At 69.7% G+C, this 18,196-nt stretch carries 14 protein-coding genes, 1 tRNA gene and 1 pseudogene; 4 read left to right on the forward strand and 12 right to left on the reverse strand.

Annotated elements, in window-relative coordinates:
• Positions 1-62 precede the first annotated feature (62 nt).
• A complete protein-coding gene (locus ACGFIS_RS07240) occupies positions 63-1,178 on the reverse strand; it encodes a polysaccharide deacetylase family protein (RefSeq protein ID WP_392909043.1) in 1,116 nt (371 codons plus the stop codon).
• A 521-nt stretch (positions 1,179-1,699) separates the two neighbouring features.
• Complete coding sequence (polA, locus tag ACGFIS_RS07245) at positions 1,700-4,390, reverse strand: DNA polymerase I (protein ID WP_392909045.1); 2,691 nt, start codon at positions 4,388-4,390, stop codon at positions 1,700-1,702.
• 75 nt (positions 4,391-4,465) lie between these two features.
• Here polA and ACGFIS_RS07250 point away from each other — a divergent pair, with 75 nt between their 5' ends.
• Entirely contained in the window at positions 4,466-4,870 is a 405-nt protein-coding gene (locus tag ACGFIS_RS07250) for a PaaI family thioesterase (RefSeq protein ID WP_392909265.1), read from the forward strand.
• A gap of 347 nt (positions 4,871-5,217) precedes the next feature.
• Entirely contained in the window at positions 5,218-6,456 is a 1,239-nt protein-coding gene (locus ACGFIS_RS07255) for an ABC transporter substrate-binding protein (protein WP_392969941.1), read from the forward strand.
• Between the two features lie 246 nt (positions 6,457-6,702).
• On the opposite strand, the gene ACGFIS_RS07260 is transcribed toward ACGFIS_RS07255, so the two are convergent.
• The 5 genes from ACGFIS_RS07260 to ACGFIS_RS07280 all read right to left on the reverse strand — a co-directional run bounded on the left by ACGFIS_RS07260 (position 6,703) and on the right by ACGFIS_RS07280 (position 11,445).
• The gene (locus ACGFIS_RS07260) at positions 6,703-7,467 is read right to left on the reverse strand and encodes an ABC transporter ATP-binding protein (protein WP_392909049.1); all 765 of its coding nucleotides are present in this window, start codon (positions 7,465-7,467) and stop codon (positions 6,703-6,705) included.
• Positions 7,468-7,470: 3 nt separating this feature from the next.
• Positions 7,471-8,259 carry an ABC transporter ATP-binding protein gene (locus tag ACGFIS_RS07265; protein ID WP_392970100.1) on the reverse strand — a complete coding sequence of 263 codons (789 nt, stop codon included), beginning with the start codon at positions 8,257-8,259 and terminating at the stop codon, positions 7,471-7,473.
• A 148-nt stretch (positions 8,260-8,407) separates the two neighbouring features.
• Complete coding sequence (locus ACGFIS_RS07270) at positions 8,408-9,400, reverse strand: branched-chain amino acid ABC transporter permease (RefSeq protein ID WP_392909051.1); 993 nt, start codon at positions 9,398-9,400, stop codon at positions 8,408-8,410.
• Between the two features lie 12 nt (positions 9,401-9,412).
• On the reverse strand, positions 9,413-10,720 hold the full coding sequence (locus ACGFIS_RS07275; RefSeq protein ID WP_392909053.1) for a branched-chain amino acid ABC transporter permease: 1,308 nt from the start codon (positions 10,718-10,720) through the stop codon (positions 9,413-9,415).
• A 122-nt stretch (positions 10,721-10,842) separates the two neighbouring features.
• Positions 10,843-11,445 carry an ANTAR domain-containing response regulator gene (locus ACGFIS_RS07280; protein ID WP_392909055.1) on the reverse strand — a complete coding sequence of 201 codons (603 nt, stop codon included), beginning with the start codon at positions 11,443-11,445 and terminating at the stop codon, positions 10,843-10,845.
• Positions 11,446-11,523: 78 nt separating this feature from the next.
• Between ACGFIS_RS07280 and ACGFIS_RS07285 the strand changes: the two genes are divergently transcribed.
• A tRNA-Leu gene (locus tag ACGFIS_RS07285) sits at positions 11,524-11,597 on the forward strand.
• A 348-nt stretch (positions 11,598-11,945) separates the two neighbouring features.
• Here ACGFIS_RS07285 and ACGFIS_RS07290 read toward each other — a convergent pair.
• The 3 genes from ACGFIS_RS07290 to ACGFIS_RS07300 form a co-directional block, all read right to left on the reverse strand.
• A complete protein-coding gene (locus ACGFIS_RS07290) occupies positions 11,946-13,331 on the reverse strand; it encodes an alanine/glycine:cation symporter family protein (RefSeq protein ID WP_392909057.1) in 1,386 nt (461 codons plus the stop codon).
• A 251-nt stretch (positions 13,332-13,582) separates the two neighbouring features.
• The gene (pyk, locus tag ACGFIS_RS07295; RefSeq protein ID WP_392909060.1) at positions 13,583-15,013 is read right to left on the reverse strand and encodes a pyruvate kinase; all 1,431 of its coding nucleotides are present in this window, start codon (positions 15,011-15,013) and stop codon (positions 13,583-13,585) included.
• Positions 15,014-15,131: 118 nt separating this feature from the next.
• The gene (locus tag ACGFIS_RS07300) at positions 15,132-15,689 is read right to left on the reverse strand and encodes a type 1 glutamine amidotransferase domain-containing protein (RefSeq protein WP_392909062.1); all 558 of its coding nucleotides are present in this window, start codon (positions 15,687-15,689) and stop codon (positions 15,132-15,134) included.
• Between the two features lie 67 nt (positions 15,690-15,756).
• On the opposite strand from ACGFIS_RS07300, the gene ACGFIS_RS07305 reads away from it, so the two are divergent.
• Positions 15,757-16,446 carry a helix-turn-helix domain-containing protein gene (locus ACGFIS_RS07305; protein ID WP_392909064.1) on the forward strand — a complete coding sequence of 230 codons (690 nt, stop codon included), beginning with the start codon at positions 15,757-15,759 and terminating at the stop codon, positions 16,444-16,446.
• A gap of 1 nt (position 16,447) precedes the next feature.
• Here ACGFIS_RS07305 and ACGFIS_RS07310 read toward each other — a convergent pair whose 3' ends face one another.
• Both ACGFIS_RS07310 and ACGFIS_RS07315 read right to left on the reverse strand, forming a co-directional pair.
• Positions 16,448-17,326, reverse strand: coding sequence for a hypothetical protein (locus ACGFIS_RS07310; RefSeq protein WP_392909066.1), 879 nt, complete (start codon positions 17,324-17,326; stop codon positions 16,448-16,450).
• Between the two features lie 475 nt (positions 17,327-17,801).
• A pseudogene (locus ACGFIS_RS07315) lies at positions 17,802-18,104 on the reverse strand (helix-turn-helix transcriptional regulator); the annotation flags it as partial.
• Positions 18,105-18,196 lie beyond the last annotated feature (92 nt).

An 18,196-nucleotide genomic window follows, 5' to 3' on the forward strand; every position in this document is an offset into this window, starting at 1 on the left:
CAGGATATGGGACCAATCTCCCGTGGTCAATCCAGCCTCGGGCGAGTCGCGCGGCCCGGCCGTCAGTACGTCCGCGCACGGCCCCGGTACTCCTTGGCCAGACGGTACTCGGCCGCCTTGGGAAACGTCACGGTGTTCGGGTCTCCGTCAGATGTGTACCGCTCATGCGGGTTCTTGTCCAGCTGTTCGAGCCACGCGGTGGAGCAGTACTTCTTGCAGTCGTTCTCCGCGATCTTGCCTTCGGATCGGATCCGGTTGATCTCCCACCGGTCGAATTCCTCGTCGAACGGCGACGCCGACGGCCGCCAGCCGGCGACGAAGTTGCCCTGGAAGCCGTATCTGCCGTCCGCCTTCTCGGCCCACGCGAGCTTCTCCGGCAGGGCCCCGTACGGGTACGCCAGCGTGGTCGTGTGCCGCCCGGTCAGCTGGACGACCCGGTCCTCGATCTCCCCGATCTCCTCTCGCACCTCCTTCTGGGACATGCCGGAGAGGTTGGGGTGGTTCATCGTGTGGTTGCCGAGCTCGTACCCGTGCTGCTGGAGCCATTTCAGCGCGGTCGCCGCCTGCGCGTCCTCCATCCCGAACAGCTCCCTGGTCATGAAGAACGTCGCGACCGGCCGGAAGCCGGGGTTCTCCGCCGCGACACGCTGGATGATCGCCACGGCGGTGCCGCCCTTCGGCCGCCCCTGCGGGTCCAGCGCGAAATGATCGGGGGTGCCGTCGTCGAACGTCAGCACGACGGGGTGCTTGCCGGCCGGGACGTTGAACCGCCCGCCGACGAACTCCGCGGCCGTGATCGGGCAGTAGCCGTCCTTGGCGAGCCGTGTCAGCTCGTCGTACAGCTCTTTGGCCGACCGGTCCAGCGGCCGCTCGGGCTTCTCAACGATCCGGTGGTACATCAGCACCGGCACCTGGCCGAGCTCGTTCGCCTTGGCCGCCGCCGCCCCGGGCGCCGCCGCCCGGATCGGCGCGCTCGCCGACACCGACGGCGACCCGCTCCCGGGAGCGGGCGTGGCCCCCGCTTTGGCCGGGCGCGCGGTGGGCGTCGTCTTGGACGCGGCCCCGGCCCGCTCGGCCGCGTCCTCCTTGTCGCGCCCCCGCCGGTCCCCTGGGAGCGTCAGTCCCAGGACCACGGCGCAGACGATCACGACTCCAGCGATCTTGTGAAGCAGAGGCACGCTACCCCCCGCCGGTCGACCCCAACAGGAACCGGGGACAGCGTACGGGTCCCCGGACATCTACGGACACCCACTCCCGTACCCGCATGATCCCCACACCCCACCCCCGCCCCGCCCCACATCCCACCAAGTCGTATTTACTCAGGGGCAGCATTCACCCAGAGACCGCATTCACTCAGCGGCCGGTGTCCTCAGGAGCCGGTGTCCTCAGAAGCCCATGTCCTCACGAGTCGGCGTCCTCAGAAGTCCGGGTCCTCAGAGGCCGGTGTCCTCGGAGGTCCGTGTCCTCAAGGGCCGGTGTCGGCCGTCGGGTTCCCAGCCGCGCCCGACCACCCCAGCCGCCACCGCAACCACGCAACGACCAAAACCGTCGCGATCGCGTCCGAAGGCAGGTTTCGAGCCTGCGAGAAACCTGATCGCGCAGCGAGCCGCCAGGCGAGCCGAAGCGATGCAGCGATCGCACCGCAGTTCCCGCCGAAGGAGGGCCCCCAGGGCCCGACCGCCAAGGGAAATGCAAGAAACTAATGCGCTGCTTCCTGCCAGGTGCGGCCCGTGCCCATGGAGACGCCGAGTGGGGCTCGGAGGTCGTAGGCTCCGGCCATCTCGGTGCTCACCAGGGACTTGAGGTCGTCGAGTTCGCCGGCGGCGACTTCGAAGACGAGCTCGTCGTGGACCTGGAGGAGCATCCGGGACGCCAGGCCGGCGGCGCGGAGGGCGCGGTCGACGTTGAGGCCGGCGACCTTGATGATGTCGGCCGCCGATCCCTGGATGGGGGCGTTGAGCGCCATCCGCTCGGCCATCTCGCGGCGCTGCCGGTTGTCGGAGTTGAGGTCGGGCAGGTAGCGGCGGCGGCCGAGGATCGTCTCGGTGTAGCCGTCCTGCCTGGCCTTGGCGACGATGTCGCGCAGGTAGTCGCGGACACCGCCGAACTGCTCGAAGTACTCCTCCATGAGGCCGCGGGCCTCGTCGGGGGAGATCCGCAGCTGCTGCGAGAGCCCGTACGCCGACAGGCCGTAGGCGAGGCCGTAGTTCATCGCCTTGATGCGGGCGCGCAGTTCGGAGTCGATCTGCTCGGGCGGCAGCCCGAACACGCGGGACGCGGTGATGGTGTGGAAGTCGGCGCCGGTGCCGAACGCGTCCAGGAGCGCCTCGTCCTCCGACAGGTGCGCCATGATGCGCAGCTCGATCTGCGAGTAGTCGGCCGTCAGGAGCGACTCGTAGGGCGCGCCCACGACGAACGCCTCGCGGATCTGGCGGCCTTCGGCGGTGCGGATCGGGATGTTCTGCAGGTTCGGGTCGGTGGACGACAGCCGGCCCGTCGCGGCGATCATCTGGTTGAACGTGGTGTGGATGCGGCCGGCGTCGTCGGCCATCGGGATGAGGGAGTCGACGATGCTCTTGAGCTTGGCGACCTCCCGCCAGCGCAGGATGTGGTCGAGGACGGGGTGCGGGTCCTTCTCCGCGAGGTTCGTCAGGGCCTCGGAGTCGGTGGTGTAGCCGGTCTTGGTGCGCTTGGTCTTCGGCAGGTTCAGCTCGTCGAACAGGACCTGCTGCACCTGCTTGGGCGATCCGAGGTTGAATTCGCGGCCGACGGCCGAGTGGGCCAGTTGCTCCTGCTCCTTGACCTGGCCGCCGAGGGACGCGGACATCTCCGCGAGATGGCCGGTGTCGACCGCGATTCCGGCGCGCTCCATGTCGGCCAGGACGCGGACGAGCGGCAACTCCACCTCGTGCAGCAGCCGGGTCGCGCCGCGCTTGTCGAGATCCTTGTCGAGGACGTCGGCCAGCTCGGTGACGGCGCGCGCGCGGACCGCGAGGGCCTGCGCCGCCTCCACCTCGCCGGAGCCGTCGAGGGTGAGCTGCCCCGTTTCCTCGGTCTCGCTGCGCAGCTCGCGGTGCAGGTAGCGCAGGGCGAGGTCGGCCAGGTCGAACGTCCGCTGCCCCGGCAGTGCCAGGTAGGCGGCGAGCGCGGTGTCGCTGGTGACGCCCTCCAGCGTCATGCCGCGGGCCGCGAACGCCAGCATCGGCCCCTTGGCCTCGTGGATCGCCTTGGGACGCGCGGCCTCGGCGAGGTAGGCGGCCAGGGCGCGCTCGTCGTCCTCGATCAGCTCGGCCGGGTCGAGATGAACGGCCGGCCCCTTCTTGGACGCCAGGGCCAGCGCGGTGATCTCACCGGTTCCGCGGCCCCAGGAGCCGGTGACGGCGATGCCGAGCCGGTCGCCGGCGTTGGTCTCCAGCCAGGCGCCGAGGGCGCCGGGTTCCAGTGCGTCCACCTCGACGTCGAAGCCTTCGTCGGCCTCCGGCTCGGCCGCCGACAGCGTCGCGTACAGCCGCTCGCGCAGCACCCGGAACTGCAGCGAGTCGAACAGGGTGTGGATCTCCTCGCGGTCCCACTGGCCCATCGTCAGCTGCGGCGGCGTCAGCTCCAGCCCGACCTCGGTGTCGAGCTTGTTGATCTGGTGGTTGCGCAGCACCCCGGCGAGGTGCTCGCGCAGGTTGTCGCCCGCCTTGCCCTTGATCTCCTCCACCCGGTCGACGAGGGTGCCGAGGTCGCCGTACTTGGCCAGCCACTTGGCGGCGGTCTTCGGGCCGACGCCGGGCACGCCGGGCAGGTTGTCGCTGCTCTCCCCCACCAGCGCGGCCAGTTCCCGGTACCGCTCGGGCGGGACGCCGTACTTCGCCTCGACGGCGCCCGGGTCCATCCGCGACAGCTCCGACACGCCGCGGATGGGGTAAAGGATCGTGACGTCGTCGTTGACGAGCTGGAACGCGTCCCGGTCGCCGGTGACGATCAGCGTCTCCAGGCCGGCCTGCGTGGCCTGGACCGACAGCGTGGCGATGATGTCGTCCGCCTCGAACCCGGCGACCGACAGCCGCGGGATGCGCAGCGCGTCCAGCACCTCGAAGATCAGGCTGACCTGGCTGCGGAACTCGTCCGGCGTCTTCTGCCGGCCCGCCTTGTACTCCACGTACTGCTCGTGCCGGAACGTCGGCTCGGAGCGGTCGAACGCCACCGCGATATGGGTGGGCCGCTCGTCCCGCATGACGTTGATGAGCATCGAGGTGAAGCCGTACACGGCGTTGGTCGGCTGCCCGTCGGTCGTGGAGAAGTTCTCCACGGGCAACGCGAAGAACGCCCGGTAGGCCAGAGAATGCCCGTCGAGCAGGAGAAGCCGGTCACGCTTGTCAGGGGTCGCTGCTGTCGTCGCCACACCAGGACTCTAGTCTGCGCGTACGACAGTTTTGTGGAGGCGTAAGTGACTGACAACCCCGGGACGCAGCCCGCCGTGAATCCCGCCGGCTCCGGACCGGACGCGTACGGCGACCTGGGCAAGGCCATGGGCATCGAGTGCCTGGAGGCCTCGCCCGAACGCGTCGTGGGCCGCATGCCCGTCAAGGGCAACACCCAGCCGTTCGGGCTCCTGCACGGCGGCGCGTCGTGCGTTCTGGCCGAGTCGATCGGGTCGACCGGCGCGGCGCTGCACGCCGGCGCCGGCCGCATCGCCGTCGGCATCGAGATCAACGCCACCCACCACCGGTCCGCGACCGAGGGGTACGTCACCGGTGTGGCGACCCGCACCCACGGCGGCCGCACCCTCGCCACCTACGACATCGTGATCACCGACGACGAGGGCCGGCGGGTCTGCACCGCGCGGCTCACCTGCATGCTGCGGGACGCGCCCGGCGGCTGATCCGCGCTTTCTTTGCGATGCGCGCCCCCCGGTCTGTACCGTGGATCGGAACGGCCCGGGATCACCGAGTAGACAACGTACGCGCCCGGGGAAGGTTCGTACGGCCCCAAAGGTGATCCCGGGCCCCTTTCGGACGCGGAGCCGCCGATGCCGGGCGGCATTCCACGCGGCGCGCGGCATTTCACGAAACGGTCACATCAGATCACGACTCGGCCGCAACCCCGACACCCGCCTCCCCCTGAACTGCCTGGTCAAGTAGCCTCCGTGGCACTGTACAAAACGGACACAAAGTGACAGTCCACGGACAGCTGGAGATGCCCATGCAAGGCGGCAGAAGGTTCCGCACCTTGGCACTTACCGCCGTGACCGCGCTCGCCCTAGCGGCTTGCGGCGGCGGCGACGGCGACGGCGACAAGAAGACCAACGCCGGCGCGAACAGCAAGGACGGGGTGCTCAAGCTCGGCTACATCTTCCCGGAGAGCGGCGAGCTGGCCCACCTCGGCCCGCCCCAGGTCTCGGCGGCCAAGTACGCCATCTCCGAGATCAACAAGGCCGGCGGCGTCCTCGGCAAGCCGATGCCCGAAGTGGTCGGGTCCGACGAGGGCGGCAAGGCCGAGATCGCCAACGCGTCGGTCGACCGGCTGCTGGGCCAGAACGTCGACGGGATCGTCGGCGCGGCCGCCTCCGGCATGTCCCTCGCCATCCTCGACAAGGTGAAGAGCGCCCGCAAGGTGCAGTGCTCGGGTTCCAACACCGCGCCGACGTTCACCGCCTACAAGGACGACGGCTACTACTTCCGCACCGCACCGAGCGACGTGCTCCAGGGGCCGATCCTCGCCGACACCATCACCGGTGACGGCCACTCCACCGTCGCCATCACCTACCGCGGCGACGACTACGGCAAGGGCCTGGCCGACGCGACCAAGAAGGCGCTGGAGGCGGTCGGCGCCACCGTGCCGGTGATGGAGGCCTACGAGCCGAACACCACCAACTTCAACGCCACGGTCACCAAGGTCCGGGACGCCAAGCCGGACGCGGTCGTCATGGTCTCGTTCCAGGAGGGCGCCCAGCTGGGCACCAAGCTCATCGAGGCCGGCTTCAAGGCGAACCAGTTCTACAGCGCCGACGGCATGAAGGACGAGGAGATGGCCCAGCGCTTCTCCAAGAGCGACCCCTCGGTCATCGAAGGCTTCAAGGGCACCGGTCCCGCCTCCGTCGAGAACAAGGCGTTCACCGACGGCCTGAAGGCGTTCGACCCCAAGCTGGAGGTCTTCCAGTACGCACCGCAGGTCTACGACTGCGTCACCGTCATGGCCCTGGCGGCCGAGACCGCCAAGACCGACGACCCGGCGGTCTTCAAGACCAAGATGAACGAGGTCACCAAGGGCGGCGAGAAGTGCACCACCTTCACGCAGTGCCGTGACCTGATCAAGCAGGGCAAGGACATCGACTACGACGGTGCCAGCGGCCCGCTCGACTTCACCGAGCCCGGCGAGCCCGGCTCCACGGAGATCGAGATCTACGAGTACAACGACAAGGGCAAGTTCGAGATCATCGACACGGTCCAGAGCAAGCCGGTGAGCTGACCTCACAGCAGCGCGAATCGGAAAGGAGGGGCGGGGTTTCCCGCCCCTCCTTTCCGTGTCACCCGGGCGCGGCGGGCCCGCCCCGGCGGTCCGGCGAACCGCTGAACGCCCCTATACCGGTGATCTCCCATACCGGGCACACGAACGAGGAGGGCCCGGCCTGCAGGCCGGGCCCTCCTCGTTCGTCCTGCCACGTCGCCCCCGTCCCGGTCCGCTCCGGCGCACCGGCGCGGACCGGGCGGCGGGTCAGTCGACCTTGGCGAGAGTGCCGAGATACAGCTCGATGACCTTCGGGTCGTGCAGCAGCTCGGCGCCGGTGCCCGTGTAGGCGTTGCGCCCCTGGTCGAGCACATATCCGCGGTCGGAGATCTGCAGGCAGCGACTCGCGTTCTGCTCCACCATCACGATCGACACACCGCTGGTGTTGATCTGCTTGACCTGCTCGAAGACCTGGTCCTGGAACTTGGGCGACAGCCCGGCCGTCGGCTCGTCGAGCATCAGCACCGACGGGTCCATCATCAGTGCGCGGCCCATCGCCACCATCTGACGCTCACCGCCCGACAGCGCGCCGGCCTTCTGCTTGCGCCGCTCGCCCAGCAGCGGGAACATTTCGCAGACGAACGTGAAGCGCTCGTTCCACATCTTCGGCCGCAGGTACAGCCCCATCTCCAGGTTCTCCTCGACGCTGAGCGTGGGGAACACGTTCTGCGTCTGCGGCACGTACCCGATCCCCCGCGACACCAGTTCGTGCGCGGTGAGGTTCGTGCAGGAGGAGCCCTTCAGCCGGATCGACCCCGAACGAACCGGGATCAGCCCGAACATCGTCTTGACCAGCGTCGACTTACCCGCGCCGTTCGGCCCGATCACCGCCACGACCTCCCCCTCCGCGAGGGTGAGGTCGCAGCCGTTGAGGATGTTGACCTCGGGGATGTACCCGGAGACCACCTTCTCCGCCACCAGCAGCGGCTCCGGAGCCTTCTGCTCCGCCGCCTGCGCGTCCGTCTCGGTCATCCTCTACTCCTCCGCCTCCAGCTCGTGCCTGGTTCCAAGGTAGGCGTCGATGACCGTCCGATTGGAACGGATCTGGTCCGGCGTGCCCTCGGCGATCACCTGTCCCTGCGCCATGCACACGATCCAGTCGCTGATCCCCATGACCACGTCCATGTCGTGCTCCACGAACAGGACGGTCATGCCCTCGTCGCGCAACGCCCGGACGTGCCCGAGCAGCGACTGGGTCAGCGCCGGGTTCACGCCGGCCATGGGCTCGTCCAGCATCACCATCGACGGGCCCACCATCAGCGCGCGCGCCATCTCCAGCAGCTTGCGCTGGCCGCCCGACAGCTCACCGGCGAACGAATCGCGCATGTGCGCCAGCTTGAACCGGTCCAGGAGCTCCAGGGCCCGCTTCTCCAGCCCCTTTTCCTGCGGACGCCAGAGAGCCGGGACCAGCGCGTTGAAGAAGTTCTCACCGCGCTGGCCGACCGCCGCCAGCTTCATGTTGTCCAGCACGGTCAGCCGGGTCAGCGCCTTGGTCAGCTGGAACGTCCGCACCATCCCGCGCCTGGCCATCTTGTGGGCGGGGAGCCCCGCCACCGGGCGGCCGTCGAACGACCACGTGCCTCCATTGGCCCGGTCGAACCCGGTCAGCACGTTGAACAGCGTCGTCTTCCCCGCACCGTTCGGGCCGATCAGGGAGGTGATCGTCCCGCGCTGGACCTCCAGGTGGCCGACGTCGACCGCCTTCAGCCCGCCGAACGCCCGGCTCACCCCGTCGGCGACGAGAATCGGGTCCGGCTTGGCCATCCCCGGCTCGCCGGTGAGCCCGGCCAGCGGTGACTCGTCCGGCAGGACCGTCTCCTCCACCGCCTCCTCGGCCAGCTGCCTGGCCTCGACGATCTCGCTGTCGCCCAGCTCGGCGCCGTCTGCGCCGTCGCCCTGCGCGCCCATCGGCTCATCGGTCATGGAGCAACATCTCCCTCCTGCTGCCGAGCACGCCCTGCGGCCGGTAGATCATGATCAACATGAGCAGCAGTCCCACCACCGCGAAACGCAGCGGGCCGATGTCCGAAGACTCCAGAATGCTGTCGGAGATGTATCCCGCGCTGAGCGCCTGACGCAGCGTGGTGTCCATCAACACCAGGATGAACCAGAAGATCGACGCACCGACGATCGGCCCGAGCACCCGCCCGGCCCCGCCCATCAGCAGCACCGTCCACAGGAAGAACGTGATCTCGGGGTTGAAGGTGTCCGGCTGCACCGACTGGAAGCCGATCGCGAACATCACGCCCGCCAGCCCACCGATCACACCACCGAGCACCAGGCTCTGGATCTTGTAGCCGAAGACGTTCTTGCCCAGGGCGCGCACGGCGTCCTCGTCCTCGCGGATTCCCTTGAGGATCCGGCCCCACGGGCTGTGCACCAGCAGGTACACCATGAGCGCCACCACCGCGACCAGCGCCCAGCCCAAGGTCATCACCCACAGGTCGCGGTCGGAGTAGGAGAACCGCCCCACCCCGTACGAGCCCGCCGGAAACGGATTGAGTTCGAAGAACGGGTTCGCGAACTGCTGCAGCCCGTACACGCTGCCGGTCACCTCGTTGGCGAACTCCGCCCGGTAGACCAAACGCATGATCTCCGCTGCCGCGATCGTCACGATCGCCAGATAGTCGCCCCGCAATCGCAGGGTCGGAATGCCCAGCAGCAACGCCAGTACCGCCGCGCACGCCATGCCGACCAGCACGCCGACCCACATCGACCAGCCGAACGTGCTCACGCTGATCGCCAGGCCGTACGCCCCGACCAGCATGAAGCCCACCTGCCCGAAGTTGAGCAGGCCCGTGTAGCCGAAGTGCACGTTGAGGCCGATGGCCGCCAGCGCGTACACCGCCGCCTCCGGTGCGAACGCCCCGCGCAGCGAGGCCGCGAGAATCTCGATGAAGTCCATGTCCCGCGCCCCCTATCCGACTCGTTCCGCGCGGCCCAGGATCCCCTGAGGCCGGAACATGAGCACGAGAATGAGCACCACCAGCGCCCAGGCGTTCTGCAGCTCCACCGGGAGCCACAGCGTGGACACCTGCGCCACGATCCCCACGACCAGGCTGCCCGCGATCGCACCGTACGCGGTGCCCAGCCCGCCGAGGATCACGGCCGCGAACATCAACAGCAGCAATCGGAACCCCATGTTGAAGGAGACGTTCTCACTGACGCCGTAGAACACGCCGCCGAGCGCCGCCAGGCCGCCGGCCAGCATCCACACGTAAAGGATCACCCGGGAGACGTCGATCCCCGAGGACTCCGCGAGATCACGGTTGTCGGACACCGCGCGCATCGCCTTCCCGATGCGTGTGCGCTGCAGCCCGAGCCCCACCGCGAACAGCACCGCGAAGGAGATGCCGATGATCGTCAGATCCCTGGGCGTGATCGACAGCGGACCCCAGGTCAGCCGCTCCTGGATCTGGTAGTCGGCGTAGGGCTGGGCGGTCGCGCCGAACCAGACCTGAATCCCGTGCCGGAGCAGCAGCGCCAGGCCGATCGAGACGATGAACATCTGGATCAGCGCCACCCCGCGCCGCCGCAGGGGCCGCCAGATGCCCCGCTCGACCGCGCCTCCGATGCCGACCCCGGCCGCCACCGCCACCAGGGTCGCCGGGATCAGCTGCCAGGTCGGCCCCTGCACGTTCACGAACCAGGCGATCACCGCGCCGAGCGTCACCAGCTCGCCGTGGGCGAAGTTCACCAGCCGCGTGGTGCCGAAGATCAATGACAGGCCGACCGACGTGATCGCGATGATGGCGCCGAACCGCAGGCCCTCCAGCAGCAGCTGGAGGAACCGCTCACCCGTGCCCGGTCCCGTGTCGGCCGGCTGGGCGTCCGGACCGCCGTCCGTTCCCCCGCCGGCCTGGCCTTCGGCGACGAGCGGGAACAGCACGCTCCGCTCCTGGCCCTCGGTCACGGAGATGTCGGTGAGCGACTCGCCTCCCTGGCGGCGCATGACCATCCCCTGCGGAAGGGATCCGACGTCGAGGCTGACGTCGTAGCGCCCGGGTCCGGGGACCTCGACACGCCACGTCCCGTCGGCCCCGGTCGTGGCCTCGCCGACCTCCTTCTCGCCCTGCTTGACCATGATCACGATATCCGCGACCGGTTTACGGTCGGGACCTCGCACCGTGCCTGCCAATGCCTCGCCCTCAGCCGCGAACGCCGCTGGGGTGACCAGCAGGATCGCGGCGAGCGCGAGCAGGGCGGCCGCCAGTGTTCGGCGCACACAGGCTCCTTTACTCGCACATCAGGAATGTGTGGCGAGCGTAGCGAAGCGCCGATCGGCGGTACCCTGCGACAGCGGAGTCGTGAACGAATCGTTCGCAGAACGTGACAGAACGGACTGCATTAGCCCACGTCAGGACGTTCCCGTTGGCGAGAGAGCTCCTCCACGACGGTATCGGCCACGGCACGCATCGTCAGCCGACGGTCCATCGAGGCCTTCTGGATCCACCGGAACGCCTCCGGCTCGGACCATCCGTTGGCCTCCTGCAGCAGCCCCTTGGCGCGATCCACCACCTTGCGGGTCTCCAGCCGCTCCTGCAGCCCCGCGACCTCCGCCTCCAGCGCCCGCAGCTCGGTGTACCGGCTCACCGCCATCTCGATCGCGGGCGCGAGGTCGGTCTTGGAGAACGGCTTGACCAGATAGGCCATCGCCCCCGCGTCCGTGGCCCGCTGGACGAGTTCGCGCTGGGAGAACGCGGTGAGGATCACCACCGGCGCGATCCGGTCCGCCGAGATGCGCTCGGCGGCGGAGATCCCGTCCAGTACCGGCATCTTGACGTCGAGTATCACGAGGTCGGGTTTCAGCTCACCCGCCAGCCGCACGGCCGTCTCGCCGTCCCCGGCCTCCCCGACGACCTCGTAGCCGTCCTCCTGAAGCATCTCCTTCAGGTCCAGCCTGATCAGGGCCTCGTCTTCCGCGATCACAACCCGCCGCGCGCTCTCCACACCCCGACCCTACCGAAACCCGCTACCCTGGACCGAGGCCACCCCCACAGCAGCACAAAACGGACAATTGAAACAGATGCCCCGATACCCCAACAGGCAGAGGGAATGTGCTCAAACCACATCAAGTGTGGGTTCGAATCCCACTCGGGGCACATGTATCGAATGCCGTCCAGTCGGGCGGTGTTTGATCTCAGCGGGGGCGTAATCGCTCACCCCAGGTCCTGCCGAGGGTGATGCCCAGCTCGCTGCAGTGACTGGCAAGCGATGGCGGCGACCAGCGGCCGCGTTCTGTCGGATCGGACCGACATCATCACCGTATGGATACGGAGAAGAGCCGAGAGTCGGCACGCCTTCGGATGGGCGCCGCACGATCAACCGGATACGGCGGCAGTTCAAGAGCGGGGAGCGGTGGCGCGGCTGGACGAGTTCGTGGGGCCGAAGTGCTGAGCGGCCGGAGGGACGCCGGGCCTGAGGGCTGATCAGGCCCGGCGTCGTCTCGGCTACTTCGCTGTGGTTTCGGCGGTCGTGTCCTCCTTGGGGCGCTGCCGGAAGTAGTCGCGTGTCTCCCGGTAGACGAGCGGGGACAGGATGAGCAGGCCGATCAGGTTGGGCAGTGCCATTAGGCCGTTCATCACGTCGGAGAAGGTCCAGACCGTGGTGAGCGTGGTGGTGGCGCCCACGTACACGATCACGATGAAGAGGATGCGGTAGGGGAACACCGCCTTGCGGCCGAACAGGAACTCCACGCAGCGATCTCCGTAGTAGGACCAGCCCAGCAGGGTGGAGAACGCGAAGAAGATCACGCTCAGCGTGACGATGAGGCTGCCCCACTCGCCGGGCAGGCCCGCGTCGAACGCGCGTGCGGTGAAGCTGGCGGCCTCCTCCTCGCCGGCGTCGTCCCACACTCCGGTGATGACGATGGTCAGTGCGGTGAAGCTCACCACGACGAGGGTGTCGATGAAGGTCTGGGTCATCGACACGAGGGCCTGCCGGACCGGATGGCTGGTCTTGGCCGCGGCGGCGGCGATACCGCCGGTGCCGAGACCGGACTCGTTGGAGAAGATGCCGCGTGCGACGCCGTACTGGATGGCGGCGGCGACGCCCGCGCCGACGAAGCCGCCGGTGGCGGCGGTGCCGGAGAACGCGTCGGTGAAGATGGTGCCGAGCGCGCCGGGGATCTCGTCGAGGTTGAAGGCCAGGACGCCCGCCGCGCCCAGGACGTAGAGGACGATCATCAGCGGCACGAAGGCGCTGGTGAAGCGGCCGATGCTCTTGATGCCGCCGAGGATGACCGCGCCGGCGAACACGGTGATGATCATGCCGGTGAAAATGGGGTCGACGCCCCACTCCTCTTTCACGTTCGCGGCGACGGTGTTGGCCTGGGTCATGTTGCCGATGCCGAACGCGGCGATGGCCCCGGCGACGGCGAAGAAGCCGCCGAGGATCAGGCCGGCCGGGCCTTTGATGCCGTTCCTCAGGTAGTGCATGGGGCCGCCGCCCTGCTCGCCTGCGGCGTCGGTGCGGCGGAAGCGCACACCGAGGAAGGCTTCGCTGTACTTGGTGGCCATGCCCACCATGCCGGTGACCCACATCCAGAAGACGGCGCCCGGGCCGCCGAGGGCGATCGCGGTGGCGACACCGGCGATGTTGCCGACGCCGACGGTCGCGGCCAGGGCCGTGGACAGCGCCTGGTAGTGCGTGATGTCGCCTTCTGCTTCGGCGTCGCTGCGCCCGAAGGCGAGGCGGAAGGCCAGGCGGAAGTGGCGGACCTGGAGGCCGCGCAGGATGATGGTCAGGTAGAGGCCGGTGAGCAGGAGCAGCGGGATGAGGAGCCAGGGGCCCCAGATGAAGCTGCTGGCGTCGCCGAGGGATTCGTTGAGGTCCATCACACCACCGATCAGGGGAACGGCTTGATTTCCCGGAACGTAGGGGAGTGGCTGCCCGTTGTGAAGGGGCGCCGATCACCCGTTACGAGATCGTCTTTCCACATATCTCGGGTCTTGACCCTGGTGGGCGGTGTTTTCGGAGTGAGGTGGTTCTGAGACCGGACGGTGACACGGCGGGACGGGGCCGGGCACCGCGCGGGGGTGCGGTTCGCGCGGTGCCCGGCGGGGTGGTTGGCCGCTGGTGTGGTGCGTCAGGGCTGGACGGTGATGGCCTCGCCGATGCTGTGGACGCGCAGGGCGTTGGTGGAGCCGGGGGTGCCGGGGGGCGAGCCGGCGACGACGACGACCTTGTCGCCCTTCTGGACGCGGCCGAGTTCGAGGAGGGCCTGCTCGACCTGCCCGAACATGGCGTCGGTGTGGTCGACCTGGGGGACGATGAAGGTTTCGACGCCCCACACGTGGGCGAGGCGGCCGCGGACGGCGGGGACGGAGGTGAAGGCGAGCAGGGGGATCGGGGAGCGGTAGCGGGACAGGCGGCGGGCGGTCTCGCCGGACATGGTGAAGGCGGCGAGGGCCTCGGCGCCGACGATGGCGCCGACCTCGGCGGCGGCGCGGGCGATGGCGCCGCCGACGGTCTCGGGTATGCGATCGAGGGTGTGGGTGGCCTGGAGGGCGGCCTGTTCGGCGGTCTGCACGATGCGGCTCATCGTGAGGACGGATTCGATGGGGTACTGGCCGACGCTGGTCTCGCCGGAGAGCATGACGGCGTCGGCGCCTTCGAAGACGGCGTTGGCGACGTCGGAGGTCTCGGCGCGGGTGGGCCGGGGCGCGGAGATCATGGATTCGAGCATCTGGGTGGCGACGATGACCGGGCGGGCCTTCTCGCGGCAGAGCTCGATGGCGCGTTTCTGGACGATGGGGACCTGTTCGAGGGGGAGTTCGACGCCGAGGTCGCCGCGGGCGACCATGATGCCGTCGAAGGCGGCGACGATCTCGGGGAGGCGTTCGACGGCCTGGGGCTTTTCGATCTTGCCGATGAGGGGGACGCGGACGCCCTCCTCTTCCATGATCTGGTAGCAGATGTCGGCGTCGGCGGGGGTGCGGACGAAGGAGAGGGCGACGAGGTCGACGCCGAGGCGCAGGGCCCAGCGGAGGTCGCGTTCGTCCTTGTCGGTGAGGGCGGGGACGCTGACGGGGACGCCGGGGAGGTTGAGTCCCTTGTTGTCGGAGACCATGCCGCCGACGGTGACGGTGGTGCGGACGCGGGCGCCGTCGACGGCGGTGACCTTGAGGGCGACGCGGCCGTCGTCGATGAGGACGCTGTCGCCGGGGCCGACGTCGCCGGGGAGGCCATGGTAGGTGGTGGAGACCTCGCGGCGGGTGCCGGGGACGTCGTCGGTGGTGATGGTGAACTCGTCGCCGAGGGTGAGGCGTACGGGGCCGTCGGGGAAGCGTCCGATGCGGATCTTGGGGCCCTGGAGGTCCGCGAGGATGCCGACGCCCCGTCCGGTGGCGTCGGCGGCCGCCCTGATCCGGTGGTAGACCTCTTCGTGGACGGCGTGGTCGCCGTGGCTCATGTTGAGGCGGGCCACGTCGATCCCGGCTTCGACGAGGGCGTTGATCTGCTCGGTGCTGGAGCAGGCGGGGCCGATGGTGCTGACGATCTTCGCTCGACGGTTCACGTGCACAACCGTACTTAGTTACCCGCTGGTACGGATATTCGTGCAGGATATGGTCGCCGCGGGTTCATCGATTGGTCTAGCTCAGAGGTCTAGACCATAACTGGACCAGAAGTGGCCGTCACCGCGTGAACGCCTCGACGGCGGCCCGGCAGAACGCCTTGAGGTCGCCGGGGCCGCGGCTGCTGACGAGCACGTTCGGCCCGTCCTCGCAGACCCTGACCTCCTCGTCCACCCAGGTGGCGCCCGCATTGCGCAGATCGGTCCGGATGCTCGGGAACGAGGTCATGGTGCGGCCGCGGACGACGTCGGCCTCGACGAGCGTCCACGCAGCGTGGCAGATCGACGCGACGGGCTTGCCCGCGTCGAAGAACGACTTGGCGAACGCGACGGCCTTGGGCCGGGTGCGCAGGAAGTCGGGGTTGGCGACGCCGCCGGGCAGGAGGAGGCCGTCGAACTCGGTGTGGTCGGAGACGTCGACGGTGGTGTCGACGGGGAAGGTGTCGCCCTTGTCCAGGTGGTTGAACGCCTGGAGGCGGCCGGACTCGGTGGAGACGAGGCGGGGGGTGCCGCCGGCCTGCTCGACGGCCTTCCAGGGCTCGGTGAGCTCGACCTGCTCGGTGCCCTCGGTGGCGCAGAGGAAGGCGATGGTCCTGTCCTGAAGGTCGTTGTCCGGCATGGCCGTCCTCCCGGTTCGGTGGGTTTTCTGTGGCTCTGCCCGTGAGCGCGGGTGGTATGCAGGAGGTGTGAGTCCCACCGGTTATCGCGAGTTCCCCGCGGCGGGGCTGGCGTGCGCCTGGACGGCGGCGCTGCCGCGCGACGCCGAGCCGTTCACGCAGCGCGTCGTGCCCGACGGGTGCGTGGACCTGATCTGGTCGGCGTCCGGGATCCTGGTGGCGGGGCCGGACACCGGCCCGGTTCCGGCGGTCATGCGGCCGGGTGACGCGGTGGCGGCGGTGCGGTTCGGGCCGGGGGCGGCGCCGCCGGTGCTGGGCGTCCCGGCGGACGCGGTCCGGGACGGGCGGCTGCCGCTGCGGGAGCTGTGGGGCGGGGAGGCCGACCGGCTGGCGGAGGCGGTGGCGGTGGCGCCGGCCGATGACCGGTGCGGAACGCTGGTCGCGGCGGTGCGGGAGCGGATGCGGCCGCCGGATCCGGTCGTCGCGGCGGTGGTCGCGGGCCTGGCCGGCGGTTCGGTGCGGGACGTGGCGGACGGGCTGGGCTTCAGCGAGCGGCAGCTCCGGCGGCGTTCGCTGGCGGCGTTCGGGTACGGGCCGAAGACGCTCCAGCGGGTACTGCGGTTCCAGCGGGCGCTGCGGCTGGCGCGGGCGGGCGAGCCGCTGGCGGGGGCGGCGTTCGCGGCGGGCTACGCCGACCAGTCGCACTTCGCGCACGAGGTGCGCGACCTGGCGGGCGAGCCCGTCCGGAACCTGCTGTGACCTAGAGCTTGAGCCTGCCGTAGGCGCGCAGCGTCCTGAGCCGTTCGACGGTGACGAAGCCGCGCCATTCGGGCCGGGTGATCGGCGTCCAGCTCGGGAAGCCGAAGTCCCAGCCGCCGTCGTCGCCCTGCGCGTCGATGAGGGCGTCGAGGTGGGCGTCGATGACGTCGCCGGTGAACAGGCGGCGTCCGTGGCCGTGCGGGGTGGGGGCGAAGTCGAGCGGGGAGTGGCCGTCCCCTCCGGCGTGCGGGTCGAGGGCCACCGGGGCGGCGAGGGCGTCGCGGACACGGGTGAAGGCCGCCTCCGCGCGGTCCCGGTCGGGGACGTGGTCGAGGAAGGTGAGGATGGACAGGGCGTCGTACGGGCCGGGTTCGGTGTCCTCGCCCTCCAGGTGGCGCCAGCAGAAGTCCGTGGCGGGGCCGAGCCAGGGATGGTCCGACCCGGCGCGGTGAAGCATCCCCGCGAGGGTCCCGGTGGGGTTGATGCCGCCCGGCGGGTCGTCGGGCGTCTGCCACCACGGGGCGTGGGGAGTGTCGCGGACCGTCGGCAGGACGAACGGCACTCCCCCGTCGGCGGTGGTGATGGAGGCCAGGTAGTCGCCGGTGCGCGTGACGGCGGGGTCGTCGTCGGCGCCGGCCTCGTGGAGGATCTCCAGGGCGTGCTGGGCGGGGACGGGCTGGCTGCCTTCGCCGCGCAGGTCGGGTTCGAGGGCGTGGCCGTATCCGCCGTCCGGGTTCTCGTAGGCGCGCAGGGCCGCCAGGACGGGTGCCGCGGGCCCGCCGCGGAAGTGCATGGCGAACCGGTGGCGGTCGATGAGACGGGCGCTGAGGCGCATGAACCCGGCGGCGCGGGCGAGGCCGGTGTCGTGCAGAACTCTCATGGGGCCAACGTAGGGCGGCCGCCGCCGGCCGGTCTTGTAGGAATCGGACGCGTCGGCGCGGGGCGCGGTGGGCCCGGCCACCCCAGCGGTGGGTGGCCGGGCCCCTGATGTCCCGCGTGCGGGGTGCGGGGGCCCCGGTGCACGGCGGCGTGAGGGGCCGGCGGCTGTGCGCCCGCCGCACGGTGAACCCTGGCCGGACGCTAGCCGACCCGTCCCAAGACCACAAGAGGGACGGACGGGCCGGGATGGGCCACGTGGAACGCCTGGTCAGCCGGAGCAGTCGTTCCAGGGCAGGGTCTCGTCGAGCTGCTCGAAGGGCTGGGTGAGGCTGTACCAGCAGCCGGAGTCGTCGCGGAAGACGGCCTCGACGCAGCACGAAGCAGCCGGGGATGACGGAGGAGTCGGTGGCGCGGGCCCGCCTGCGGAACTCGGTGGGCGTCACCCCCACCTGCTGCTTGAAGCGGGTGCAGAACGTGCCGAGGCTGGTGAAGCCGACGAGCATGCAGATCTCGGTGACGGTCAGATTCGCGGTGCGCAGAAGGTCCCGGGCGCGTTCGATGCGGCGGCGGGCGAGGTAGGCGCCGGGCGTCTCGCCGTAGACCTCACTGAACAGCCGGACGAAGTGGTAGCGCGAGTAGCCGGCGCGGGCGGCGATGGCGGCAACGTCGAGCGGCTCGGCCCACTCGCGGTCCATCGTGTCCCGGGCCAGCCTCATGCGGCGCAGCAAGGCCGTGTCCAGGGTGGACGGCGCGGATCCCATGCTCCGGTGCTGACACATCGAAGGCCCCGAAGGCAGGGCGCGGGCGTGCCTTCGGGGCCTTCGTTTCGCGGCGACCTCGGCCGCGCACGCGAGCGCGGTGGGCCGTCACT

Source organism: Spirillospora sp. NPDC048824 (assembly GCF_043198455.1).
Classification (GTDB): domain Bacteria; phylum Actinomycetota; class Actinomycetes; order Streptosporangiales; family Streptosporangiaceae; genus Spirillospora.